Raw genomic sequence first — 20,382 nt, 5'->3', positions numbered from 1 at the left:
CCGCGAAAACATTGCCAGATTGTTCAATACACTGCCACAAATCTTTTAATTCAGTATGTCTTGTTAATATTGAGGGCACCATGACTCCAGTAAAAGTGTGGCAAGAGCGCGTTGAGATCCCGACCTATGAAACCGGACCGCAGGATATACATCCCATGTTCCTGGAAAATCGCGTTTATCAGGGATCGTCCGGCGCAGTTTATCCCTACGGCGTGACGGATACGCTGAGCGAGCAGAGAATCCTGAAATCCTGGCAGGCGGTGTGGCTGGAAAACGACTACATCAAAGTGATGATCCTGCCGGAGCTGGGCGGTCGGGTGCATCGCGCGTGGGATAAAGTGAAACAGCGAGATTTTGTCTATCACAATGAAGTCATTAAACCGGCGCTGGTCGGGCTGCTGGGGCCGTGGATCTCCGGCGGGATTGAGTTTAACTGGCCGCAACACCATCGCCCGACCACCTTTATGCCCGTTGATTTCACCATTGAATCCCATGAAGACGGTGCACAGACCGTGTGGGTTGGTGAGACGGAGCCGATGCACGGTCTACAGGTGATGACAGGCTTCACGCTGCGCCCTGACCGTGCCGCACTGGAGATTGCCAGCCGCGTCTATAACGGCAACGCCACACCGCGTCATTTCTTGTGGTGGGCCAACCCGGCAGTGAAAGGGGGGGAAGGGCATCAGAGCGTCTTCCCGCCGGATGTAACGGCGGTATTTGATCACGGCAAACGGGCCGTCTCCGCTTTCCCCATCGCCACCGGCACCTATTACAAAGTGGACTACTCCGCCGGCGTGGACATTTCGCGTTATAAAAACGTGCCCGTTCCAACCTCATATATGGCTGAAAAATCACAGTACGATTTTGTCGGCGCGTGGTGTCACGATGAAGATGGCGGTTTATTACACGTTGCCAACCACCACATTGCGCCGGGTAAAAAACAGTGGAGCTGGGGACACAGTGAATTTGGCCAGGCGTGGGATAAGAGCCTGACCGACAATAACGGTCCGTATATCGAGCTGATGACCGGCATTTTTGCTGATAACCAACCCGATTTTACCTGGCTTGATGCTTACGAAGAGAAGCGTTTCGAGCAGTATTTCCTGCCTTACCATTCTCTGGGCATGGTGCAAAACGCCTCCCGCGATGCGGTGATTAAATTACAGCGTAGCGAGCGGGGGATTGAGTGGGGGCTGTATGCCATCTCCCCGTTGAACGGATACCGTCTGGCGATCCGCGAAATCGGCAAGCGCGAAGCGTTACTTAACGATACCGTGGCCCTGACGCCAGCGACCGCCATCCAGGGCGTGTTGCACGGTATTGAGCCGGACAGATTGACCATCGAACTTTCCGATGCTGACGGCAATATTGTTCTGAGTTATCAGGAACATCAGCCGCAAGAGTTGCCGCTGCCGGACGTCGCCAAAGCGCCACTGGCAGCGCAAGACATTACCAGTACAGATGAAGCCTGGTTTATCGGTCAGCATCTGGAGCAATACCATCATGCCAGCCGTTCACCGTTCGATTACTACCTGCGCGGCGTGGCGTTGGATCCGCTGGATTATCGCTGTAACCTGGCGCTGGCGATGCTGGAATATAACCGTGCCGATTTCCCGCAAGCGGTGGCGTATGCCAGTCAGGCGCTGAAACGCGCACATGCGCTGAACAAAAACCCGCAGTGCGGACAGGCAAGTTTGATTCGCGCCAGTGCGTATGAGCGTCAGGGGCAATATCAACAAGCTGAAGAAGATTTCTGGCGTTCGGTCTGGAGCGGTAACAGTAAAGCAGGCGGCTATTATGGTCTGGCACGGCTGGCGGCGCGTAATGGTAACTTCGACGCTGGTCTGGATTTTTGCCAACAAAGTCTGCGCGCCTGCCCAACCAATCAGCAAGTGCTGTGCCTGCATAATCTGCTGCTGGTGTTAAGCGGTCGTCAGGACAACGCGCGTTTGCAGCGCGAGAAACTGCTGCGCGATTATCCGCTGAACGCCACCCTGTGGTGGCTGAACTGGTTCGATGGTCGTACCGAGTCAGCCCTCACGCAGTGGCGTGGTCTGTGTCAGGGGCGTGACGTTAACGCCCTGATGACCGCCGGGCAACTGATTAACTGGGGAATGCCCGCCCTGGCGGCAGAGATGCTGAACGCACTGGACTGCCAGCGAACGCTGCCGCTTTATCTGCAAGCCAGTTTGTTGCCGAAAGCTGAGCGCGGCGAATTGATTGCGAAAGCCATTGACGTGTTCCCGCAGTTTGTTCGTTTCCCGAATACGCTGGAAGAAGTCGCGGCACTGGAGAGTATTGAAGAGTGCTGGTTCGCCCGTCATTTACTGGCCTGTTTCCACTACAACAAGCGCAGTTATGGCAAAGCGATAGCGTTATGGCAACGTTGCGTAGAGATGACGCCGGAGTTTGCCGATGGCTGGCGCGGGTTGGCGATCCATGCGTGGAATAAACAGCATGATTATGAACTGGCTGCCCGTTATCTTGATAATGCTTATCAACTTGCGCCGCAGGATGCTCGTCTGCTTTTCGAACGGGATTTGCTGGATAAGTTAACCGGGGCTGCACCGGAGAAACGACTGGCGCGTCTGGAAAATAATCTGGCAATTGCCCTGAAACGCGACGACATGACCGCAGAACTGCTCAATTTGTGGCATCTCACCGGTCAGGCAAACAAAGCGGCAGATATTCTCGCCACGCGCAAATTCCACCCGTGGGAAGGCGGAGAAGGGAAGGTCACCAGCCAGTTTATCCTCAATCAGTTGTTACGTGCCTGGCACCATCTTGATGCCAGACAGCCGCAGCAGGCCAGCGAACTGCTTCATGCCGCGCTGCATTACCCGGAGAATTTGAGCGAAGGCCGTTTACCGGGGCAGACTGATAATGACATCTGGTTCTGGCAGGCAGTATGCGCCAAAGCGCAGGGTGATGAAGCTGAGGCGACGCGTTGTTTACGCCTGGCGGCGACCGGCGATCGCACCATCAACATCCACAGTTATTACAACGATCAGCCAGTTGATTATCTCTTCTGGCAAGGGATGGCGCTGCGATTGCTGGGCGAACAACAAACCGCACAACAACTGTTCACTGAAATGAAACAGTGGGCACAAGAGATGGCGAAAACCAGTATCGAAGCGGATTTCTTTGCCGTCTCGCAACCCGACTTGTTGTCGCTGTATGGCGATTTACAACAGCAGCATAAAGAAAAATGCCTGATGGTGGCGATGCTGGCGGCAGCGGGATTAGGGGAGATTGCGCAATATGAATCTGCTCGCGCTGAATTGACGGCGATTAATCCGGCCTGGCCGAAAGCAGCATTATTCACCACCGTGATGCCTTTTATTTTTAACTACGTTCACTAAACCCTATTAACTGTAATCTTTGAGCGGCACGCACTGCCGCTCATCACTAAATAATTAGAATAAGCCGTTGTTAATAAAAACCCTACAGGAGGCACTATGCCTAAAAAAAGCAGAATAACCCGTAATCTATTATTAATGGCTACGCTATTAGGTAGCGCACTATTTGCCAGGGCTGCGGAAAAAGAAATGACCATTGGCGCAATATATCTTGATACTCAGGGATATTATGCCGGTGTGCGTCAGGGTGTTCAGGATGCGGCAAAAGATTCCTCAGTACAGGTTCAGTTAATAGAAACTAACGCGCAGGGCGATATTTCGAAAGAAAGTACTTTTGTTGATACGCTCGTGGCGCGTAATGTCGATGCCATTATTTTATCTGCTGTTTCTGAAAATGGCAGCAGCCGCACCGTTCGTCGCGCCAGTGAAGCGGGTATTCCGGTGATTTGCTACAACACCTGTATTAATCAGAAGGGCGTCGATAAATATGTCTCGGCGTATCTGGTCGGCGATCCGCTAGAATTTGGTAAAAAGCTGGGTAACGCTGCTGCCGATTATTTTATTGCCAACAAAATTGCTCAACCGAAAATTGCCGTTATCAATTGCGAAGCCTTTGAAGTTTGTGTGCAGCGTCGAAAAGGATTTGAAGAAATATTAAAAGCTCGCGTTCCCGGTGCGCAAATTGTCGCTAATCAGGAAGGGACTGTTTTAGATAAAGCGATTTCCGTTGGTGAAAAACTGATTATCTCCACGCCGGATCTCAACGCCATTATGGGGGAATCTGGCGGTGCGACACTCGGCGCGGTAAAAGCGGTACGCAATCAAAATCAGGCCGGAAAAATTGCTGTTTTCGGTTCGGATATGACGACTGAAATTGCTCAGGAACTGGAAAACAACCAGGTGCTGAAAGCGGTGGTGGATATTTCCGGTAAGAAAATGGGCAATGCTGTTTTTGCGCAAACATTGAAGGTTATCAATAAACAAGCCGACGGTGACAAAGTGATTCAGGTGCCTATCGATCTCTATACCAAAACGGAAGACGGTAAACAGTGGCTGGCAACGCACGTTGATGGTCTGCCCTAATAGCTGATTCGCAGAGGTTCCTATGTTCACGGCAACAGAGGCAGTCCCGGTAGCAAAAGTGGTGGCAGGAAATAAGCGTTACCCCGGCGTCGTTGCGTTGGATAACGTTAACTTCACGCTCAATAAAGGCGAAGTTCGCGCGCTGTTAGGCAAAAACGGCGCGGGCAAATCGACCCTCATTCGAATGCTTACCGGCAGCGAACGTCCGGACAGCGGTGATATCTGGATTGGCGAGACGCGACTGGAAGGTGACGAAGCTACGCTGACTCGCCGTGCCGCTGAACTGGGGGTTCGTGCGGTTTATCAGGAATTAAGTCTGGTGGAAGGGCTGACGGTGGCGGAAAACCTCTGCCTCGGTCAGTGGCCCCGCCGCAACGGCATGATTGATTACCTGCAAATGGCGCAGGATGCCCAACGTTGCTTACAGGCGCTGGGTGTTGATGTTAGCCCTGAACAACTTGTTTCAACGCTAAGTCCGGCGCAAAAGCAACTGGTGGAAATTGCGCGGGTGATGAAGGGCGAGCCGCGCGTGGTCATTCTTGATGAACCCACCAGTTCGCTTGCCAGTGCGGAAGTTGAACTGGTGATAAGCGCAGTGAAAAAGATGTCGGCACTTGGCGTAGCGGTGATTTATGTCAGCCACCGGATGGAAGAAATCCGCCGTATCGCTTCCTGCGCCACCGTCATGCGCGATGGTCAGGTGGCGGGTGATGTGATGCTCGAAAATACCTCCACGCGTCATATTGTGTCGCTGATGCTCGGGCGCGATCACGTTGATATTGCGCCGGTTGTCGCTCAGGACATTGCAGAGCAGGCCGTGCTGGAAGTCCGCGCGTTACGCCACAGACCCAAACTTACGGAGATCAGTTTTTCCCTGCGTCGTGGCGAAGTGCTTGGCATTGCTGGCCTGCTGGGTGCAGGGCGTAGTGAATTGCTGAAAGCGATTGTTGGGCTGGAAGCGTATGAGCAGGGTGAGATTGTTATCAACGGCGAGAAAATCGCCCGCCCCGATTACGGCGACATGCTGAAACGCGGCATTGGCTATACCCCAGAAAATCGCAAAGAAGCGGGGATCATTCCCTGGCTGGGTGTTGACGAAAATACAGTGCTGACCAATCGGCAAAAAATCAGCGCCAACGGTGTGCTGCAATGGTCCACCATCCGCCGCCTGACCGAAGAGGTGATGCAGCGGATGACGGTCAAGGCCGCCAGTAGCGAAACGCCCATCGGCACGCTTTCTGGCGGTAATCAGCAAAAAGTAGTGATCGGTCGTTGGGTCTATGCCGCCAGCCAGATTTTGTTGCTTGACGAGCCAACGCGTGGCGTCGATATCGAAGCCAAACAGCAGATTTACCGTATTGTCCGCGAGCTGGCTGCCGAAGGAAAAAGCGTGGTGTTTATCTCCAGTGAAGTGGAGGAGTTGCCGCTGGTGTGTGACCGCATCCTGTTATTACAGCACGGTACGTTCTCGCAGGAGTTTCACTCGCCGGTCAATGTGGATGAGCTGATGTCCGCCATTCTGTCTGTGCACTGATGAATTTTACCGAGGAACCTGAAGATGTCTGCTTCGTCATTACCATTGCCGCAGGGCAAGAGCGTCTCGCTCAAACAATTTGTCAGTCGCCATATTAATGAGATCGGTTTGCTGGTGGTGATCGCCATTCTTTATCTGGTCTTCTCTCTGAACGCGCCTGGCTTTATCTCATTGAATAACCAGATGAACGTGCTGCGCGATGCCGCCACCATCGGGATCGCCGCCTGGGCGATGACGCTGATTATTATCTCCGGTGAAATTGATGTCAGCGTTGGACCGATGGTGGCTTTTGTCTCGGTGTGCCTGGCATTTTTGCTGCAATTTGAAGTTCCGCTGGCGATTGCTTGTCTGCTGGTGTTGCTGTTAGGCGCGCTGATGGGAACGCTCGCCGGGGTGCTGCGCGGCGTGTTTAACGTGCCAAGTTTTGTTGCCACGCTGGGTTTATGGAGCGCCCTGCGCGGAATGGGGCTGTTTATGACGAACGCCTTGCCAGTGCCCATTGACGAAAACGAGGTGCTGGACTGGCTGGGGGGACAATTTCTCGGTGTGCCGGTATCCGCGCTGATCATGATGGTGTTATTTGCGCTGTTTGTGTTCATTAGCCGCAAAACCGCCTTCGGGCGCTCGGTTTTTGCTGTTGGCGGTAATGCCACGGCGGCGCAGTTGTGCGGTATTAACGTTCGTCGGGTACGCATTCTTATTTTTACCCTTTCGGGATTATTAGCAGCGGTGACCGGCATTTTGTTGGCGGCTCGCCTCGGTTCCGGTAACGCAGGTGCCGCAAACGGTCTGGAGTTTGATGTCATTGCTGCGGTCGTGGTCGGCGGTACGGCGCTTTCCGGCGGTCGTGGCTCGCTGTTCGGTACGTTGCTTGGCGTACTGGTGATTACGCTAATCGGTAACGGTCTGGTGTTGCTCGGGATTAACTCCTTTTTCCAGCAGGTGGTACGCGGCGTCATCATCGTGGTGGCGGTGCTGGCGAATATCTTGCTGACCCAGCGAAGCACTAAAGCGAAACGCTAAACCTTAACGCCCCTGGCGCGGGTGCGGCAGGGATGAAAATTAATCGTATTGTTAATGAGGGACTTATGAAAACGATGCTGGCAGCTTATTTACCAGGAAATTCGACCGTTGATCTGCGGGAAGTTGCGATGCCGACGCCGGGGATTAACCAGGTATTGATCAAAATGAAATCCTCCGGGATTTGCGGAAGCGATGTCCACTATATCTATCATCAACACCGCGCCACGGCGGCGGCGCCCGATAAACCGTTATACCAGGGATTTATCAACGGTCATGAACCGTGCGGGCAGATTGTGGCGATGGGGCAGGATTGCCGCCATTTTAAAGAGGGCGACCGCGTGCTGGTGTATCACATTTCTGGCTGTGGTTTTTGCCCGAACTGCCGTCGCGGTTTTCCTATCTCTTGTACTGGCGAAGGAAAAGCCGCTTACGGCTGGCAACGCGACGGTGGTCATGCCGAATATCTGGTGGCGGAAGAAAAAGACCTGATTCTCCTGCCGGATGCGCTGAGCTACGAAGATGGTGCGTTTATCAGTTGCGGCGTTGGCACGGCGTATGAAGGGATTTTGCGCGGCGAAGTCTCAGGCAGCGATAACGTGCTGGTGGTCGGTCTGGGGCCAGTCGGCATGATGGCGATGATGCTGGCGAAAGGTCGCGGTGCAAAACGGATCATCGGCGTTGATATGCTGCCGGAACGTCTGGCGATGGCAAAACAGTTAGGGGTGATGGATCACGGCTATTTAGCGACGACCGAAGGTCTGCCGCAGATTATCGCCGAACTTACCCACGGTGGCGCGGATGTTGCGCTCGATTGTTCCGGTAATGCCGCAGGTCGCTTACTGGCGTTGCAATCCGCTGCTGACTGGGGACGGGTGGTTTACATCGGAGAAACCGGAAAAGTGGAGTTCGAGGTCAGCGCCGATCTTATGCATCATCAACGGCGGATTATTGGCTCCTGGGTGACCAGTTTATTCCATATGGAAAAATGCGCCCACGATTTGACCGACTGGAAACTGTGGCCGCGTAACGCCATTACCCACCGCTTCTCACTGGAACAGGCCGGTGATGCTTATGCGCTGATGGCAAGCGGCAAATGCGGCAAAGTCGTGATTAACTTCCCGGATTAAGGAGTTAGCGAATGACCATCTATACCTTATCTCACGGGGCGCTAAAGCTGGACGTTTCTGACCAGGGCGGTGTCATAGAAGGTTTCTGGCGTGATACGACGCCGCTCTTACGTCCTGGTAAAAAAAGCGGTGTGGCAACCGATGCCTCCTGTTTTCCGCTGGTGCCGTTTGCAAACCGGGTGAGCGGTAACCGTTTTGTCTGGCAGGAGCGAGAGTATCAACTGCAACCGAATGTTGAGTGGGATGCGCATTATCTGCACGGCGATGGCTGGCTGGGCGAGTGGCAATGTGTAACGCGCAGTGATGATAGCTTGTGCCTGGTGTATGAACATCGCAGTGGTGTTTATCACTATCGGGCAAGTCAGGCGTTTCATTTGACGGCGGATACGCTGACGGTCACGCTCTCTGTCACCAATCAAGGGGCAGAGATGCTGCCATTTGGTACCGGCTGGCATCCTTATTTTCCGTTGTCGCCGCAAACGCGGATTCAGGCACAGGCGAGCGGTTATTGGCTGGAACGGGAGCAGTGGCTGGCGGGTGAGTTTTGCGAGCAGCTACCGCAGGAACTGGATTTTAACCAGCTCGCGCCGTTGCCGCGCCAGTGGGTGAATAATGGTTTTGCCGGCTGGAATGGTCAGGCACGCATTGAGCAGCCGCAGGAGGGTTATGCCATCACTATGGAAACGATGCCGCCTGCGCCATGCTATTTCATCTTTGTCTCCGACCCCGCATTTGATAAAGGATATGCGTTTGATTTCTTCTGTCTGGAACCGATGAGCCATGCGCCGGATGACCATCATCGCCTGGAAGGTGGTGACCTCGTTGCACTTGCGCCGGGGGAGTCAACAACCTCAGAGATGTCGTTGCGGGTTGAGTTGCTGTAATTTATAGAATGCCGGATGCGGGTAATTTCAATTTTGTAGCAATCGGTGCACCATGCCTGATGCGACGCTTATCGCGTCTTATCAGGCCTTGTATTCGCCGCATCCGGCATCTTTCCTAACGTCGATCGAGAGAAATTGCCCCCGGCCCGGTAATTGCCAGCAGCAGGAATGCGCCAGCAATACTGACATTCTTCCAGAAATTAATCATATTTGGCCCGACTGCATCCCCGGACATATCCCAGTAATGGTGACCAATCACCGCAGTACCCAGAGTGTAGAAAATAAACAGCACCGCCAGCGGACGGGTGAAAAAGCCAAGCACGATTAATATCGCAGCGGGGACTTCCATAACTACCGCAATAATGGCTGCCAGCATCGGCATCGGCGCACCCAGCGAAGCCATATATTGTACCGTACCGTCAAAGCCCATCATTTTGGGAAAACCAAAAATAATGAAAATTAAGATGACGGCAATACGAGCAATTAATAACAAAACGGGGCGGGCCGCTCCAAAATCAAAATAACGTAGTGTGTTCATAACTAATCCCTTTGCAAGGTAATGTGATTTAAACGTAATACACACTCTGGTACCTCGCCACGCCCCAGCAGATGAGAAATTTGGTAATTATCCAGGTCAACATCCAGCACATTTTCTGTAGGTGATATTTTGTTAGTGGTATTAACGATAATTTTTTCCAGAATGGTGTACTGGAAGTGGCCCTGATTTTCTTATTTTTCAACTTGCAACAACATTCGATTAACTTCAGACTAACTCCTCCTGACGGGAGGGACTCATGGTTTTGCAATCCACGCGCTGGCTGGCGCTCGGTTATTTCACATACTTTTTTAGCTACGGTATTTTTCTACCTTTCTGGAGCGTCTGGCTTAAGGGGATTGGCTTAACGCCAGAAACTATCGGCCTGTTGTTGGGGGCAGGGCTGGTTGCCCGTTTTCTCGGCAGTTTGATAATTGCGCCCCGCGTCAGCGATCCTTCTCGCCTGATTTCTGCACTTCGTGTACTGGCGTTGTTGACACTGCTGTTCGCCATCGCCTTCTGGGCTGGCGCGCATGTGGCATGGCTGATGCTTGTGATGGTTGGTTTTAACCTCTTTTTCTCACCGCTGGTGCCGTTAACTGACGCGCTGGCGAATACCTGGCAAAAGCAGTTCCCGCTTGATTACGGCAAAGTGCGACTTTGGGGCTCAGTGGCGTTTGTCATTGGTTCGGCGCTGACGGGCAAACTGGTCAGCGTGTTTGATTATCGGGTGATCCTCGCGCTGTTGACGTTGGGCGTGGCATCCATGCTACTTGGTTTTCTGATTCGCCCGACCATTCAACCGCAAGGGGAGAGCCGCCAGCAAGAGAGCACGGGGTGGCCGGCCTGGCTGGCGCTGGTTCGCCAGAACTGGCGCTTTCTGGCCTGCGTTTGTCTATTGCAGGGGGCGCACGCGGCATATTACGGTTTTAGCGCCATATACTGGCAGGCGGCGGGTTACTCGGCTTCGGCGGTGGGCTATTTATGGTCGCTTGGTGTAGTGGCGGAAGTCATTATCTTTGCGCTGAGTAACAAACTTTTTCGTCGCTGTAGCGCCCGCGATATGTTGTTGATCTCGGCGATTTGCGGGGTAGTACGTTGGGGCATTATGGGGGCAACCACTGAGCTAGCGTGGTTGATAGTGGTGCAAATTCTGCATTGCGGCACCTTTACTGTGTGCCACCTGGCCGCCATGCGCTACATTGCTGCTCGTCAGGGAAGCGAGGTTATCCGTTTACAGGCGGTTTATTCTGCCGTCGCGATGGGCGGCAGTATCGCTATCATGACCGTCTTCGCCGGTTTCCTGTATCAATATCTCGGACATGGCGTGTTTTGGGTGATGGCGCTGGTGGCGCTTCCGGCAATGTTTTTGCGCCCGAAAGTGGTTCCCTCATGCTGACTATTCCAGCATTTTACGGATCTGCTCCTGTTGGTGTACGGTCAGGATCTGATTCGTATGAATCAGCGGCGGCGAAAAGAGCGGTAAAGGGATGGTATAAGGTGTAATAATCAGCACCGTGTTTCTCGGGGCGCCATTTCGTAAAAATGTCTTCACCGATATATGCTTAATATTGAGTGGCAATAGTGTAAGTTCGCGCAATTGCTGCTCAATATTCGCTTCTCTTTCACTGTCATTGCCCGTCAGCAAAATAATCTTTTTTTCGTTAATTTCATTTGCTTGCATCAGCCATGCGCCGAAAATCACCGCCACCAGGCCACTTTCCTCATCGGAAAAACGGACATTGTATTCACTTTCAAACCCGACCAGCGCCGCGCGAGTTGTACGAACCAGGCGTGGGTAAAGTCGGCTGAACTCTTCTGGCAAGGTGTTATCAATACCGATGGTAAACAAACTGCGGCGTAATGCCTGAGCGAGATGAGTATAAAGCTGATCGCATAACCCCTGTTCATCATAGAAACGAACATTTCCCTGCTCACGAAAACGTTGTACCAAACGAACAATGGCCTGGCGTAATTGCCGATCGCGCTGATGAGCATCTTGCAGCGGATTGGGAACTTGCAACATGGAAAAGAGCAACGCCATAAACAAAGGCTCATCTGGTGGTACAGGCTGGCGTGCCCGCCGTTGCCAGTGGCGACCAATTTCCTGTGCTACCTGAAACTCAAGACAGGACTCAGCCCATCGACGTTGCAGCGGGTTAAATTGTGGCGAGATCCCGGCATGATGTTGTAGCAGGCAATATTGCAGATACAGGCACAGAAAATGAACATCACGTGCTTCAAAGCATTTTTGCAACCGTCGTGCACAGAGATTAACTAAAGCTTGCAGGTTGGTATCGTCGTAAAAGTTGCGAGCAATCCCACGGCGCTTCAGTTCTTCCTTTAAGGCTGGGGTGAAACGGCTGGTGATGAATGATGGACATAAACGAAAACCGCGTCGTAGCCAGTGAAATAAACATAAACGTTGGTTAAGTACTGTACCTTCAACCCGGTAGCTACCGTCATAACCAGTAGTGAGCGTGAGCTGGTGATAGCGGAGGATTTCCCGTCCTGTTTCGCTGATATCGCGAACCGCAATATTATCATCCACACCATTAAGCTCGCTGAGAGTGGCCGTGGTGGCGGTCAACCCCGGCTGAAATAGTGTCAGCAAGATCTGGCAGCGGCGCTGGGGAGCAGAAAGGACAGATGGTGGAGCAAGTGTAGACATCATCTGTAGATCTCCCATAAGCATAATTGATAAGAATAGCTAAAGTTTGCTTAGGGAAATGGGGAATGGAATGCTAATTATCAGAAATGCTGGCAGACATCACAGAATTTTTATCGATATAAACGGATATGACCAGTTTAATACCATGTCTTAATGTGATTTATTGCTGTTTTATTCTTAGGGGGAATTCCCGGGATTCAACGCACTGAGGATAAAATCCACCATCTGCTCACGATAAACATCACCATGACGATCGGAAAAGGCATCAATGTGTTCGCCGTCAGGGATCAGAATCAGGCGTTTTGGCTCTTTCGCCAGAGCATATAACTTTTCACTGTGCTGCCACGGGATAACGTGATCGGCTTTACCGTGAATCAGTAAAAGCGGGATCGGGCTGACGCTGGCGATGTAATTTTCGCCGCTATAACTCTCATCAAGTAAGTAGCCACTGCCAGGGATCATCTGGTTGGCGATGGTCGCATAAGAGGCAAATGTGGAGTCGAGGATCACCGCACGTATGCCCTCACTACCTCCCTGACCAATAACATCAAGAATATTCGCCCCTCCAATACTCTGCCCGAACAGCACCAGCCGTTGTGGGTTTACATCACTGCGATGGCGCACCACGCTGATGGCGCTTAGCGTATCGTCCAGTAATCCAGCCTGGGACGGCGTGCCTTTTGATTTACCAAACCCGCGATAATCAAACATAAAAACGTTGAAATTACGCTCGGGTAACCAACTGACCAGCGGCCAGTGGGCGGACATATTTCCGGCATTGCCGTGAGCATGAATAATGGTAGCAATGGCGTTATCAGCAGGGCCCGTCGAAGAAGGGATAAACCAGCCTTGCAGATGAGTACCGTCCTTAGCCGTAAATTCGACGGATTCCGCCGACCAGGGTTCGGGACCGTAAATTTTGTCGTCAGGATAATAGAAGAAATTGATGGCAACGCGCGGCACTAAATAAACGCAGAAGGCAACAACAAAGAGGATAAACAGAATTTTGAGAACGCGTTTGTTCACTGGCAGTGCCATAACCTTTCCTTGCGACTTCTTTATAATCCATTAATCGGGGAAAGATGGTGGGAGAGCGGCGAAAGAAAGTAAAGCGGTGAGGAAGTATTTCGGAATAGCGCCTGAAAGGCGAGGGCGGGTGAGTGATATCACCCGCCAGAGTCATTAACGCTTCAGAGCGTCGCTTAACTCGTCACGCATATTTGACAGCATGGCTTTTACTACGCGTGGGTTACCGGCAACGATGTTACCAGTCAGCATGTAGTTATGACCACCGGTGAAATCGCTGACGATACCGCCTGCTTCACGAACCAGCAGTTCGCCTGCGGCGAAGTCCCACGGGCGCAGACCAATTTCGAAGAAACCGTCAACGCGACCAGCGGCTACGTAAGCCAGATCCAGCGCCGCAGAACCGGTACGACGGAAGTCAGCGCATTCGCTAAACAGTTTGCCAACGATATTGATGTAGGTGGTTGCGTACTGTTTCGCTTTGAAAGGGAAACCGGTCGCCAGAATAGTACCGTCGAGATCGCGAGCGGTGCTGCCGCGCAGACGATAGCCGTTCAGCTGTGCGCCCTGACCGCGAGTCGCGGTGAACAGTTCGTTACGCATAGGATCGTAAACCACAGCAACTTCGGTGCGGCCTTTGATACGAACAGCGATAGATACCGCGAAGTGCGGCAGACGTTTGATAAAGTTGGTAGTGCCATCCAGTGGATCGATAACCCATTGAACATCCTGATCAGTACCTTCAAGTTCACCGCTTTCTTCGGTGATGATGGTGTGCTGCGGGTAAGATTTACGAATCGTGTCGATAATCACCGCTTCGGCAGCTTTATCTACGTTGGTCACGAAATCGTTGCTGCCTTTCTGGCTCGCTTCTACAGCGTCCGGGGTTTCATAGTTTTTGGCAATTAAATTACCCGCCTTGCGCGCTGCGCGCACGGCGATGTTCAGCATCGGATGCATCGGTCTCTCTCACTGGATGTTAAAGAACGGGAAAACGGCGCAGAGTATAGCAGCGAGATCGGCATCTGTCTTCGTTTTATGATAAGATGCGCGAATAATCTTTAGACGAAGAAAGACAATGCTGCAAAATATTCGAATTGTGCTGGTGGAGACGTCACACACCGGCAATATGGGTTCTGTTGCCCGTGCCATGAAAACAATGGGATTAACCAATCTGTGGTTGGTTAATCCACTGGTGAAACCTGACTCTCAGGCCATCGCGCTGGCGGCGGGAGCCAGCGATGTGATTGGTAATGCTCACATCGTCGATACGCTCGACGAAGCGTTAGCCGGTTGTAGCCTGGTGGTTGGCACCAGCGCACGCTCCCGCACGCTGCCGTGGCCGATGCTCGACCCGCGCGAATGCGGACTGAAAAGCGTCGCTGAAGCGGCAAATACCCCGGTGGCGCTGGTTTTTGGTCGTGAGCGCGTCGGCTTGACCAATGAAGAGTTGCAGAAATGCCATTATCATGTCGCGATTGCCGCGAACCCGGAATACAGTTCGCTGAACCTGGCGATGGCGGTTCAGGTTATTGCCTATGAAGTGCGCATGGCCTGGCTGGCAACTCAGGAAAATTGCGAGCAGGTCGAGCATGAAGAGACGCCGTATCCGCTGGTCGACGATCTGGAGCGTTTTTACGGTCATCTGGAGCAAACGCTGCTGGCAACCGGCTTTATTCGTGAAAACCATCCGGGGCAGGTGATGAATAAATTGCGCCGTCTGTTTACCCGTGCGCGCCCGGAAAGCCAGGAGTTGAATATCCTGCGCGGGATTCTGGCTTCCATTGAGCAGCAAAACAAAGGTAACAAGGCTGAATAACAGTCGTCGCCGGATGCGACACTTATCGCGTCTTATCAGGCCTGGAAGTGTACAGAACCCCAGGTCGGATAAGGCGTTCACGCCGCATCCTATAATAGGTACAAACGCCACGATAAAAAATGGCACTGAAGGTTAAATACCTGACTAAATCAGTCAAGTAAATAGTTGACCAAATTACTCGGGAATGTCAGACTTGACCCTGCTATGCAATACCCCCACTTTTACAATAAAAACCCCCGGGCAGGGGTGAGTTTGAGGTGAAGTAAGACATGAGACTGACATCTAAAGGGCGCTATGCCGTGACCGCAATGCTGGACGTTGCGCTCAACTCCGAAGCAGGCCCGGTACCGTTGGCTGATATTTCCGAACGTCAGGGAATTTCCCTTTCCTATCTGGAACAACTGTTTTCCCGTCTGCGTAAAAATGGTCTGGTTTCCAGCGTACGTGGACCTGGCGGTGGTTATCTGTTGGGCAAAGATGCCAGCAGCATCGCCGTTGGCGAAGTGATTAGCGCCGTTGACGAATCTGTAGATGCCACCCGTTGTCAGGGTAAAGGCGGCTGCCAGGGCGGCGATAAATGCCTGACCCACGCGCTGTGGCGTGATTTGAGCGACCGTCTCACCGGTTTTCTCAACAACATTACTTTAGGCGAACTGGTTAATAACCAGGAAGTGCTGGATGTGTCTGGTCGTCAGCATACTCACGACGCGCCACGCAGCCGCACACAAGACGCGATCGACGTTAAGTTGCGCGCATAAAAGATAAAAAGTATTCAGAATCAGGCCGGGGCGTATCGCGCTCCGTAAACACGGTCGTACATCCAGCCGGTAGCCTGATTCCTTGCATTGAGTGATGTACGGAGTTTATAGAGCAATGAAATTACCGATTTATCTCGACTACTCCGCAACCACGCCGGTGGACCCGCGTGTTGCCGAGAAAATGATGCAGTTTATGACGATGGACGGAACCTTTGGTAACCCGGCCTCCCGTTCTCACCGTTTCGGCTGGCAGGCTGAAGAAGCCGTAGATATCGCCCGTAATCAGATTGCCGATCTGGTCGGTGCTGACCCGCGTGAAATCGTCTTTACCTCTGGTGCAACCGAATCTGACAACCTGGCGATCAAAGGTGCAGCCAACTTTTATCAGAAAAAAGGCAAGCACATCATCACCAGCAAAACCGAACATAAAGCGGTACTGGATACCTGCCGTCAGCTGGAGCGCGAAGGTTTCGAAGTCACCTACCTGGCACCGCAGCGTAACGGCATTATCGACCTGAAAGAACTCGAAGCGGCGATGCGTGACGACACTATTCTCGTTTCCATCATGCACGTGAATAACGAAATCGGCGTGGTGCAGGATATCGCGGCTATCGGCGAAATGTGCCGTGCTCGCGGCATTATCTATCACGTTGATGCAACCCAGAGCGTGGGCAAACTGCCTATCGACCTGAGCCAGTTGAAAGTTGACCTGATGTCTTTCTCCGGTCACAAAATCTATGGCCCGAAAGGTATCGGTGCGCTGTATGTGCGTCGTAAACCGCGCGTACGCATTGAAGCTCAAATGCACGGCGGCGGTCACGAGCGCGGCATGCGTTCCGGCACTTTGCCTGTTCACCAGATCGTCGGTATGGGCGAAGCCTATCGCATCGCAAAAGAAGAGATGGCGACCGAGATGGAACGTCTGCGCGGTCTGCGTAACCGTCTGTGGAACGGCATCAAAGATATCGAAGAAGTTTACCTGAACGGTGACCTGGAACACGGTGCGCCGAACATTCTCAACGTCAGCTTTAACTACGTTGAAGGTGAGTCGCTGATTATGGCGCTGAAAGACCTCGCGGTTTCTTCAGGTTCCGCCTGTACGTCGGCAAGCCTCGAACCGTCCTATGTGCTGCGCGCGCTGGGGCTGAACGACGAGCTGGCACATAGCTCTATCCGTTTCTCTTTAGGTCGTTTTACTACTGAAGAAGAGATCGACTACACCATCGAGTTAGTTCGTAAATCCATCGGTCGTCTGCGTGACCTTTCTCCGCTGTGGGAAATGTACAAGCAGGGCGTGGATCTGAACAGCATCGAATGGGCTCATCATTAATCGGTATCGGAATCAGGAGAATTTATAATGGCTTACAGCGAAAAAGTTATCGACCATTACGAGAATCCGCGTAACGTGGGTTCCTTCGACAACAACGACGAGAACGTGGGCAGCGGCATGGTGGGTGCACCGGCCTGTGGCGACGTGATGAAGTTGCAGATTAAAGTCAACGATGAAGGTATCATTGAAGACGCGCGTTTTAAAACTTACGGCTGCGGTTCCGCTATCGCTTCCAGCTCCCTGGTGACCGAATGGGTGAAAGGGAAATCTCTGGACGAAGCACAGGCGATTAAAAACACCGATATTGCTGAAGAACTTGAACTGCCGCCGGTGAAAATTCACTGTTCTATTCTGGCAGAAGACGCGATCAAAGCCGCCATTGCGGACTATAAAAGCAAACGTGAAGCAAAATAAGAGTTGAGGTTTGGTTATGTCGATTACACTGAGCGACAGTGCAGCAGCGCGAGTAAATACCTTTCTGGCTAACCGTGGTAAAGGGTTTGGCCTGCGTCTGGGCGTGAGAACCTCCGGGTGTTCAGGTATGGCTTATGTACTGGAATTTGTTGACGAACCGACGCCGGAAGACATCGTGTTTGAAGACAAAGGCGTGAAAGTCGTGGTCGATGGAAAAAGCCTGCAATTTCTGGACGGTACGCAACTGGACTTCGTAAAAGAAGGCCTGAACGAAGGGTTTAAATTCACCAACCCGAACGTCAAAGATGAATGTGGTTGCGGCGAAAGCTTCCACGTCTGATGCGCATACCGATAACCCCACCGTGGTCGCCTGCGCGTGGGGTTTGTTTTACCTGATTCGCCGCCATCGCGGCGGATCGCAGCCCTGAGAATGTTATGGATTACTTCACCCTCTTTGGCTTGCCTGCCCGTTATCAACTCGATACCCAGGCACTGAGCCTGCGTTTTCAGGATCTACAACGTCAGTATCATCCTGATAAATTCGCCAGCGGAAGCCAGGCGGAACAACTCGCCGCCGTACAGCAATCCGCAACCATTAACCAGGCATGGCAAACGCTGCGTCATCCATTGATGCGGGCAGAATACCTGCTTTCGTTGCATGGTTTTGATCTCGCCAGCGAGCAGCATACTGTGCGCGACACCGCGTTCCTGATGGAACAGCTGGAACTGCGCGAAGAACTGGACGAGATCGAACAGGCGAAAGACGAAGCGCGGCTGGAAAGCTTTATCAAACGCGTTAAAAAGATGTTTGATACCCGTCACCAGTTGATGGTTGAACAGTTAGACAACGAGACGTGGGACGCGGCGGCGGATACCGTGCGTAAGCTGCGTTTTCTCGATAAACTGCGAAGCAGTGCCGAACAACTCGAAGAAAAACTGCTCGATTTTTAATTTCTGGAAGCTAAACATGGCCTTATTACAAATTAGTGAACCTGGTTTGAGTGCTGCGCCGCATCAGCGTCGTCTGGCGGCCGGTATCGACCTGGGCACAACCAACTCGCTGGTGGCGACAGTACGCAGCGGTCAGGCCGAAACGTTAGCCGACCATGAAGGCCGTCACCTGCTGCCGTCTGTTGTTCACTATCAACAGCAAGGGCATTCGGTGGGTTATGACGCGCGTACTAACGCTGCGCTTGATACCGCCAACACCATTAGTTCTGTTAAACGCCTGATGGGGCGCTCGCTGGCTGATATCCAGCAACGCTATCCGCATCTGCCTTATCAATTTCAGGCCAGCGAAAACGGCCTGCCAATGATTGAAACGGCGGCGGGGTTGCTGAACCCGGTGCGCGTTTCTGCGGACATCCTCAAAGCACTGGCGGCCCGGGCAACTGAAGCCCTGGCCGGCGAGCTGGATGGTGTGGTTATCACCGTTCCGGCGTACTTTGACGATGCCCAGCGTCAGGGCACCAAAGATGCCGCGCGCCTGGCTGGCCTGCACGTCCTGCGCCTGCTTAACGAACCGACCGCTGCGGCTATCGCCTACGGGTTGGATTCCGGTCAGGAAGGTGTGATCGCCGTTTATGACCTTGGCGGTGGGACTTTTGATATATCCATTCTGCGCTTAAGTCGCGGCGTGTTTGAAGTGCTGGCGACCGGCGGTGATTCCGCGCTCGGCGGCGATGACTTTGACCATCTGCTGGCGGATTACATTCGCGAGCAGGCGGGCATTCCTGACCGTAGCGATAACCGTGTTCAGCGTGAACTGCTGGATGCCGCCATTGCAGCCAAAATCGCGCTGAGCGATGCGGACTCTGTGACCGTTAACGTCGCGGGCTGGCAGGGCGAAATCAGCCGTGAACAATTCAACGAACTGATCGCACCGCTGGTAAAACGTACCTTATTGGCCTGTCGTCGTGCGTTGAAAGACGCGGGCGTAGAGGCTGATGAAGTACTGGAAGTGGTGATGGTTGGCGGTTCTACTCGCGTGCCGCTGGTGCGTGAACGAGTGGGCGAGTTTTTCGGTCGTCCACCGCTGACTTCCATCGACCCAGATAAAGTTGTGGCCATTGGCGCGGCGATTCAGGCGGATATTCTGGTGGGTAACAAGCCGGACAGCGAAATGCTGCTGCTTGATGTGATCCCGCTGTCGCTGGGCCTCGAAACCATGGGCGGCCTGGTGGAGAAAGTGATCCCGCGTAATACCACGATTCCGGTGGCTCGTGCCCAGGATTTCACCACTTTCAAAGATGGCCAGACAGCGATGTCTATCCATGTTATGCAGGGTGAGCGTGAACTGGTGCAGGACTGCCGTTCGCTGGCGCGTTTTGCGCTGCGTGGTATCCCGGCGTTACCGGCTGGCGGCGCGCATATTCGCGTAACGTTCCAGGTCGATGCCGACGGTCTTTTGAGCGTGACGGCGATGGAAAAATCGACCGGCGTTGAGGCGTCTATTCAGGTCAAACCGTCTTATGGTCTGACTGACAGCGAAATCGCCTCAATGATCAAAGACTCAATGAGCTATGCCGAGCAGGACGTAAAAGCCCGTATGCTGGCAGAACAAAAAGTCGAAGCGGCACGCGTACTGGAAAGTCTGCACGGTGCGCTGGCTGCTGATGCCGCGCTGTTAAGCGCCGCAGAGCGTCAGGTCATTGACGATGCTGCCGCTCATCTGAGTGAAGTGGCGCAGGGCGATGACGTTGATGCCATCGAACAAGCGATTAAAAACGTAGACAAACAAACCCAGGATTTCGCCGCTCGCCGCATGGACCAGTCGGTTCGTCGTGCGCTGAAAGGCCATTCCGTGGACGAGGTTTAAT

The 20,382-nt window shown here is 52.9% G+C and carries 18 protein-coding genes; 14 read left to right on the top strand and 4 right to left on the bottom strand.

Annotated features, from left to right (window positions below; translation table 11 throughout):
* The first annotated feature begins 80 nt into the window (after window positions 1–80).
* The 6 genes from HEN21_RS07385 (at window position 81) to HEN21_RS07360 (ending at window position 9,010) form a co-directional block, all read left to right on the top strand.
* The gene (locus HEN21_RS07385) at window positions 81–3,362 is read left to right on the top strand and encodes a DUF5107 domain-containing protein (RefSeq protein WP_105286662.1); all 3,282 of its coding nucleotides are present in this window, start codon (window positions 81–83) and stop codon (window positions 3,360–3,362) included.
* A gap of 96 nt (window positions 3,363–3,458) precedes the next feature.
* The gene (locus HEN21_RS07380; RefSeq protein ID WP_001124983.1) at window positions 3,459–4,442 is read left to right on the top strand and encodes a substrate-binding domain-containing protein; all 984 of its coding nucleotides are present in this window, start codon (window positions 3,459–3,461) and stop codon (window positions 4,440–4,442) included.
* Window positions 4,443–4,464: 22 nt separating this feature from the next.
* Window positions 4,465–5,976: a sugar ABC transporter ATP-binding protein gene (locus HEN21_RS07375; RefSeq protein WP_105286663.1), complete on the top strand. Its 1,512-nt coding sequence runs from the start codon at window positions 4,465–4,467 to the stop codon at window positions 5,974–5,976.
* A gap of 24 nt (window positions 5,977–6,000) precedes the next feature.
* A complete protein-coding gene (locus HEN21_RS07370) occupies window positions 6,001–6,999 on the top strand; it encodes an ABC transporter permease (RefSeq protein WP_176251787.1) in 999 nt (332 codons plus the stop codon).
* Between the two features lie 32 nt (window positions 7,000–7,031).
* Window positions 7,032–8,126 (top strand): zinc-dependent alcohol dehydrogenase family protein, encoded by a 1,095-nt coding sequence (locus tag HEN21_RS07365; protein WP_176251786.1) that lies wholly within the window; start codon window positions 7,032–7,034, stop codon window positions 8,124–8,126.
* Between the two features lie 11 nt (window positions 8,127–8,137).
* Window positions 8,138–9,010, top strand: a complete 873-nt coding sequence (locus tag HEN21_RS07360) for an aldose 1-epimerase (protein ID WP_176251785.1) — start codon at window positions 8,138–8,140, stop codon at window positions 9,008–9,010.
* A 115-nt stretch (window positions 9,011–9,125) separates the two neighbouring features.
* On the opposite strand, the gene HEN21_RS07355 is transcribed toward HEN21_RS07360, so the two are convergent.
* Complete coding sequence (locus HEN21_RS07355) at window positions 9,126–9,548, bottom strand: DoxX family protein (RefSeq protein WP_001094719.1); 423 nt, start codon at window positions 9,546–9,548, stop codon at window positions 9,126–9,128.
* Between the two features lie 256 nt (window positions 9,549–9,804).
* On the opposite strand from HEN21_RS07355, the gene HEN21_RS07350 reads away from it, so the two are divergent.
* Complete coding sequence (locus HEN21_RS07350) at window positions 9,805–10,944, top strand: 3-phenylpropionate MFS transporter (RefSeq protein ID WP_000244170.1); 1,140 nt, start codon at window positions 9,805–9,807, stop codon at window positions 10,942–10,944.
* Here HEN21_RS07350 and csiE read toward each other — a convergent pair whose 3' ends face one another.
* The 3 genes from csiE to suhB all read right to left on the bottom strand — a co-directional run bounded on the left by csiE (window position 10,945) and on the right by suhB (window position 14,202).
* Entirely contained in the window at window positions 10,945–12,219 is a 1,275-nt protein-coding gene (gene csiE / locus HEN21_RS07345) for a stationary phase inducible protein CsiE (protein ID WP_176251784.1), read from the bottom strand.
* A 174-nt stretch (window positions 12,220–12,393) separates the two neighbouring features.
* The gene (locus tag HEN21_RS07340; protein ID WP_176251783.1) at window positions 12,394–13,254 is read right to left on the bottom strand and encodes an alpha/beta hydrolase; all 861 of its coding nucleotides are present in this window, start codon (window positions 13,252–13,254) and stop codon (window positions 12,394–12,396) included.
* Window positions 13,255–13,398: 144 nt separating this feature from the next.
* Window positions 13,399–14,202 carry an inositol-1-monophosphatase gene (gene suhB / locus HEN21_RS07335; protein WP_000553455.1) on the bottom strand — a complete coding sequence of 268 codons (804 nt, stop codon included), beginning with the start codon at window positions 14,200–14,202 and terminating at the stop codon, window positions 13,399–13,401.
* A 118-nt stretch (window positions 14,203–14,320) separates the two neighbouring features.
* Here suhB and trmJ point away from each other — a divergent pair, with 118 nt between their 5' ends.
* The 7 genes from trmJ (at window position 14,321) to hscA (ending at window position 20,381) form a co-directional block, all read left to right on the top strand.
* The gene (trmJ, locus tag HEN21_RS07330; protein ID WP_176251782.1) at window positions 14,321–15,061 is read left to right on the top strand and encodes a tRNA (cytosine(32)/uridine(32)-2'-O)-methyltransferase TrmJ; all 741 of its coding nucleotides are present in this window, start codon (window positions 14,321–14,323) and stop codon (window positions 15,059–15,061) included.
* A 269-nt stretch (window positions 15,062–15,330) separates the two neighbouring features.
* Complete coding sequence (gene iscR / locus HEN21_RS07325; protein ID WP_001241355.1) at window positions 15,331–15,819, top strand: Fe-S cluster assembly transcriptional regulator IscR; 489 nt, start codon at window positions 15,331–15,333, stop codon at window positions 15,817–15,819.
* 115 nt (window positions 15,820–15,934) lie between these two features.
* Window positions 15,935–17,149 (top strand): cysteine desulfurase, encoded by a 1,215-nt coding sequence (gene iscS / locus HEN21_RS07320; protein ID WP_001295373.1) that lies wholly within the window; start codon window positions 15,935–15,937, stop codon window positions 17,147–17,149.
* A 27-nt stretch (window positions 17,150–17,176) separates the two neighbouring features.
* A complete protein-coding gene (gene iscU, locus HEN21_RS07315) occupies window positions 17,177–17,563 on the top strand; it encodes a Fe-S cluster assembly scaffold IscU (RefSeq protein WP_000331707.1) in 387 nt (128 codons plus the stop codon).
* 16 nt (window positions 17,564–17,579) lie between these two features.
* A complete protein-coding gene (gene iscA, locus HEN21_RS07310; protein ID WP_000028953.1) occupies window positions 17,580–17,903 on the top strand; it encodes an iron-sulfur cluster assembly protein IscA in 324 nt (107 codons plus the stop codon).
* Window positions 17,904–17,998: 95 nt separating this feature from the next.
* Window positions 17,999–18,514, top strand: coding sequence for a co-chaperone HscB (gene hscB / locus HEN21_RS07305; protein ID WP_000384413.1), 516 nt, complete (start codon window positions 17,999–18,001; stop codon window positions 18,512–18,514).
* Between the two features lie 16 nt (window positions 18,515–18,530).
* Window positions 18,531–20,381: a Fe-S protein assembly chaperone HscA gene (hscA, locus tag HEN21_RS07300; RefSeq protein ID WP_001196613.1), complete on the top strand. Its 1,851-nt coding sequence runs from the start codon at window positions 18,531–18,533 to the stop codon at window positions 20,379–20,381.
* Window position 20,382: the final 1 nt, after the last annotated feature.

Source organism: Escherichia sp. 93.1518 (assembly GCF_013368915.2).
In the GTDB taxonomy this organism is placed as follows: Bacteria; Pseudomonadota; Gammaproteobacteria; order Enterobacterales; family Enterobacteriaceae; genus Escherichia; species Escherichia ruysiae.
Note: the sequence above shows the minus strand (reverse complement) of the source record. Positions and strands in the feature narration are given on the sequence as shown.

Excerpts from the sequence above, each read along its gene's own strand:
- HEN21_RS07385 (WP_105286662.1), top strand. The coding sequence starts at position 81 with ATGACTCCAGTAAAAGTGTGGCAAGAGCGCGTTGAGATCCCGACCTAT.
- iscR (WP_001241355.1), top strand. The coding sequence starts at position 15,331 with ATGAGACTGACATCTAAAGGGCGCTATGCCGTGACCGCAATGCTGGAC.
- HEN21_RS07340 (WP_176251783.1), bottom strand. The coding sequence starts at position 13,254 with ATGGCACTGCCAGTGAACAAACGCGTTCTCAAAATTCTGTTTATCCTC.
- iscU (WP_000331707.1), top strand. The coding sequence starts at position 17,177 with ATGGCTTACAGCGAAAAAGTTATCGACCATTACGAGAATCCGCGTAAC.
- hscA (WP_001196613.1), top strand. The coding sequence starts at position 18,531 with ATGGCCTTATTACAAATTAGTGAACCTGGTTTGAGTGCTGCGCCGCAT.
- HEN21_RS07355 (WP_001094719.1), bottom strand. The coding sequence starts at position 9,548 with ATGAACACACTACGTTATTTTGATTTTGGAGCGGCCCGCCCCGTTTTG.
- iscA (WP_000028953.1), top strand. The coding sequence starts at position 17,580 with ATGTCGATTACACTGAGCGACAGTGCAGCAGCGCGAGTAAATACCTTT.
- iscS (WP_001295373.1), top strand. The coding sequence starts at position 15,935 with ATGAAATTACCGATTTATCTCGACTACTCCGCAACCACGCCGGTGGAC.
- csiE (WP_176251784.1), bottom strand. The coding sequence starts at position 12,219 with ATGATGTCTACACTTGCTCCACCATCTGTCCTTTCTGCTCCCCAGCGC.
- hscB (WP_000384413.1), top strand. The coding sequence starts at position 17,999 with ATGGATTACTTCACCCTCTTTGGCTTGCCTGCCCGTTATCAACTCGAT.
- HEN21_RS07370 (WP_176251787.1), top strand. The coding sequence starts at position 6,001 with ATGTCTGCTTCGTCATTACCATTGCCGCAGGGCAAGAGCGTCTCGCTC.
- HEN21_RS07350 (WP_000244170.1), top strand. The coding sequence starts at position 9,805 with ATGGTTTTGCAATCCACGCGCTGGCTGGCGCTCGGTTATTTCACATAC.
- HEN21_RS07365 (WP_176251786.1), top strand. The coding sequence starts at position 7,032 with ATGAAAATTAATCGTATTGTTAATGAGGGACTTATGAAAACGATGCTG.
- HEN21_RS07360 (WP_176251785.1), top strand. The coding sequence starts at position 8,138 with ATGACCATCTATACCTTATCTCACGGGGCGCTAAAGCTGGACGTTTCT.
- trmJ (WP_176251782.1), top strand. The coding sequence starts at position 14,321 with ATGCTGCAAAATATTCGAATTGTGCTGGTGGAGACGTCACACACCGGC.
- HEN21_RS07380 (WP_001124983.1), top strand. The coding sequence starts at position 3,459 with ATGCCTAAAAAAAGCAGAATAACCCGTAATCTATTATTAATGGCTACG.
- HEN21_RS07375 (WP_105286663.1), top strand. The coding sequence starts at position 4,465 with ATGTTCACGGCAACAGAGGCAGTCCCGGTAGCAAAAGTGGTGGCAGGA.
- suhB (WP_000553455.1), bottom strand. The coding sequence starts at position 14,202 with ATGCATCCGATGCTGAACATCGCCGTGCGCGCAGCGCGCAAGGCGGGT.